Annotated in this window: 3 protein-coding genes; 1 reads left to right on the forward strand and 2 read right to left on the reverse strand. The window is 24.5% G+C overall.

The window, feature by feature from the left end; translation table 11 throughout:
* Positions 1-72: 72 nt before the first annotated feature.
* On the reverse strand, positions 73-564 hold the full coding sequence (locus tag L992_RS12720; protein WP_047396652.1) for a Fic family protein: 492 nt from the start codon (positions 562-564) through the stop codon (positions 73-75).
* 135 nt (positions 565-699) lie between these two features.
* Here L992_RS12720 and L992_RS13255 point away from each other — a divergent pair, with 135 nt between their 5' ends.
* Positions 700-2,079, forward strand: coding sequence for a P-loop NTPase fold protein (locus tag L992_RS13255; protein ID WP_052194006.1), 1,380 nt, complete (start codon positions 700-702; stop codon positions 2,077-2,079).
* A gap of 503 nt (positions 2,080-2,582) precedes the next feature.
* Here the strand turns inward: L992_RS13255 and L992_RS13620 are convergent.
* Complete coding sequence (locus L992_RS13620) at positions 2,583-2,798, reverse strand: hypothetical protein (protein WP_047396651.1); 216 nt, start codon at positions 2,796-2,798, stop codon at positions 2,583-2,585.
* Positions 2,799-3,150 lie beyond the last annotated feature (352 nt).

Genomic DNA, 3,150 nt, shown 5'->3' on the forward strand with positions numbered 1-3,150 from the left:
TACAAATTAATAGCCAAGAAGGTAAAATATATATATTCAATTTTTACAATTTACACTAAATTTGGGAAACCCTCAAGTTTTACCATTTTCATCAATGAAAGGATGAATATTAATGAATTTACAAGTAAATTCAATAATTCTTTTAATAGTAACAGGTTCAGAAGTATACCAAGATAATAAAGTGTGTATTTCTTGAAAAGTATCGGTAGTTCGATATTTACCCTTATTAATACGATCAATTCCATCTAAAAGTACAGTATGAATAGTTTTTATATTTTCTTCAGATAAAATTTCATTTCTCGATGATTCGATATATAGTAAAGCATTATTATAATTTCTAATCTGTAAATGTTCTTTTAAAGATTTTTTACCTATAGCTAAATCAGTTTCGATAATAAATCTAGTTTCCATTTCAGTAAGAGTATTTCCTTCGATAGCATTTGAGTTATATGTATTTTTAATTATATAATTTTCTTTTATTCTTTTTATTTCATCTTGATTAAGAGGTCTTCTATAATCTAACTCACTTTTCAACTCACAAATTTTCTCTAATTTATTATTCATGGTAATACCTCGCTTTTAATGATTATATTAGAATTATATTATTTAATTTATTTAAATACAATCTTAGAATATAAAATTGACTTTTGGAAAAGTTGGAACTAAACTATTATTAGAAATTATGAGGGGGAGAATTGAATGCATTACGAGAAGTTAACAAAAAATAGAAAAATATTTGTAAACCAGTTAATACCACTTATAGAATCAACATTTGATAGAGATATTAATGAAGAGGAAAGAATAAAAACTATTTCAATTGATGCCTCTTGGGGTATGGGAAAAACTTTATTGAAAGATGTATTGGTAGAAAAATTAAGAGAAAAAGAAATAAAAGTTAAAGCTATAAACGCTTGGGAAACAGATTATTTCAGTGATCCTATGAAATCTTTAATTGGAGAAATAAATGAAAGTGATTTAAATATATCTTCAGGCACACTAGAAAAAGGTGAAAAATTAATAAAAAATATACCTGGATTAGTTGCTAAAATATTAGGAACAGCTTTATTAAAAAAGTTAAATTTTACAGATGAAGATATAACCAATATAAAATCTATATTTCAAGGGATGGATAGTTCAGGAATAGAAGAATATAAAAAATATAAAGATTCAGTTAAAAAGTTTAAAGAGAGCTTTGGTGTAGGCATTGGAACTCCTAAAAGAGTTATAATTTTAGATGAATTAGATAGATGTAAACCAAATTATGCAATAGAATTATTAGAAGCGATAAAGCATATTTTTGATATTTATAATTTAACGTTCATATTTCTTATAAACAAAGAGCAGTTAAAATATACTGTTGAAAATTTATATGGTTGTAATAGAAAGAACGAAGATTATTTTGAAAAATTTTTTGATTTGCAGTTAATGTTTCCAGAGGTTAATATTAATGATTTTTTTAAAATTGAATATAAAAATTATGACTACACAATGCAAGGAATTGTAGAAAATAAAGAGTTGGATTTTGAAAATTTTATGAAACTATTATTACTTAAAATATTAGAGAACAAATATAAAGAGATTGATATAAAATCTATTCGGCAAATAAAAAAAATTTTAAATAAATTTACTTATCTTTTAAAAACATTTACAGAAGATGAAAAGAGATCTTTAATATTAATAATCAATTTTATATCATATTTTATATATAAAGAACTTTATAAAGAGATAAGAAAAACTGAAAGTATCTTTAAAATAGATATATTATACTTTTTTAAAGATATAATCTGTGGTGAGGAAATATACTTGTTTGATAAAGAGTCGATTTCTATATTGAATAAACTAGCTACGATTGATGAAAAAATAGAAGAGATAGGGATTATTAATCAGAAATTATTGATTAGTGAAAGATTTAAATATGTTCCGATTAATCAGAAATTTGAATTTAGTCAAATAAAAATACTGCATGATGGATATAGTATTGCTCTTCCTTTAAGTTTAAATTTTATTAATGAGTTCAAAGAAGAATCTATTTATAAGTGGTGTGAAGAAAAATATGAATTAACTCATCATATTAGCTAAAAAATAAAAAAAACAATTAACAGAATTATTAAAATAAAAAATTAAAAAAAGCTAATAGAATAGAGGTAACAGAGAGGGGTATCTCTATTCTTATTTTGCACTTAAAATGCACTTAAAAAAAATAAAACTCAAAATTTTTTTAATTTTTTGATATACTAAAAGCTTCATAAAGCTAATAAAAGCAATAGTGAATTATAATTAAATAAGAAATTGCTTTTTATATGTAAAATTGAAATAGAAAGATTGTAAAGAATCCTCCCCTCTTTTGACATAGACAATATATAGCTAAAAATTTATAAAATAGATGCCTTGTAGGTAAAAGAAAGTATTAAAAAATTGACTTTTTTATAAACTAAAGAAGATTAAATTCCTTATGGAAGGTGTTTGATCTTCTTTTTTTTATCTAGCAGCTTGCTTTTAAGTTTTCAACGTCCTGTAATACTCATAACAAAAATAACACAGTTTAAAACTAACTAAGGATTAGTTTAGTTAGTTTAGTTAGTTTAGTATTTTTTTTGTTTATATTTTTTTTTGTTAAAAATAGTCTTAGTAATATCTTTATTAGTATAGGAGTCATTTCCCAGTTGTGGGCCACCCACATCTGGAATACCCACATCTGGAATATCCATATCAGGGATACCCATATCAGGGATACCCATATCAGGGATACCCATATCAGGGATACCCATATCAGGGATACCCATATCAGGGATACTCATATGTGGAATACTCGTAAGTGGTACTATCAAAGGAAGTCGCGAACTAGATTCCGAGTTACATCTCAGGAAAAGTCTCTATTGAAAGTTTTATATAGTCAAAACTTTCTGTTCACCCTTTTTAGCTAATTCTCGTTTATAGATATATCAGCACTCGATTTTTATCAATTTTCAATCATTAAATCCACTTAGTAAGAATATACTACTAAAAAAGAAAAAAATCAATGTCACAATACATATTTTTTTCTAGACTAGTAAAATAGGTAAAAAATACTGTATAAATAAAAAACCTTCCTCTTGGGGAAAAGGAAGGTTTTTTATAAACACGGGGGAGTGTTAAAATAAAAAGATTTAA

The sequence above is a fragment of the Cetobacterium sp. ZOR0034 genome, assembly GCF_000799075.1.
GTDB lineage: Bacteria > Fusobacteriota > Fusobacteriia > Fusobacteriales > Fusobacteriaceae > Cetobacterium_A.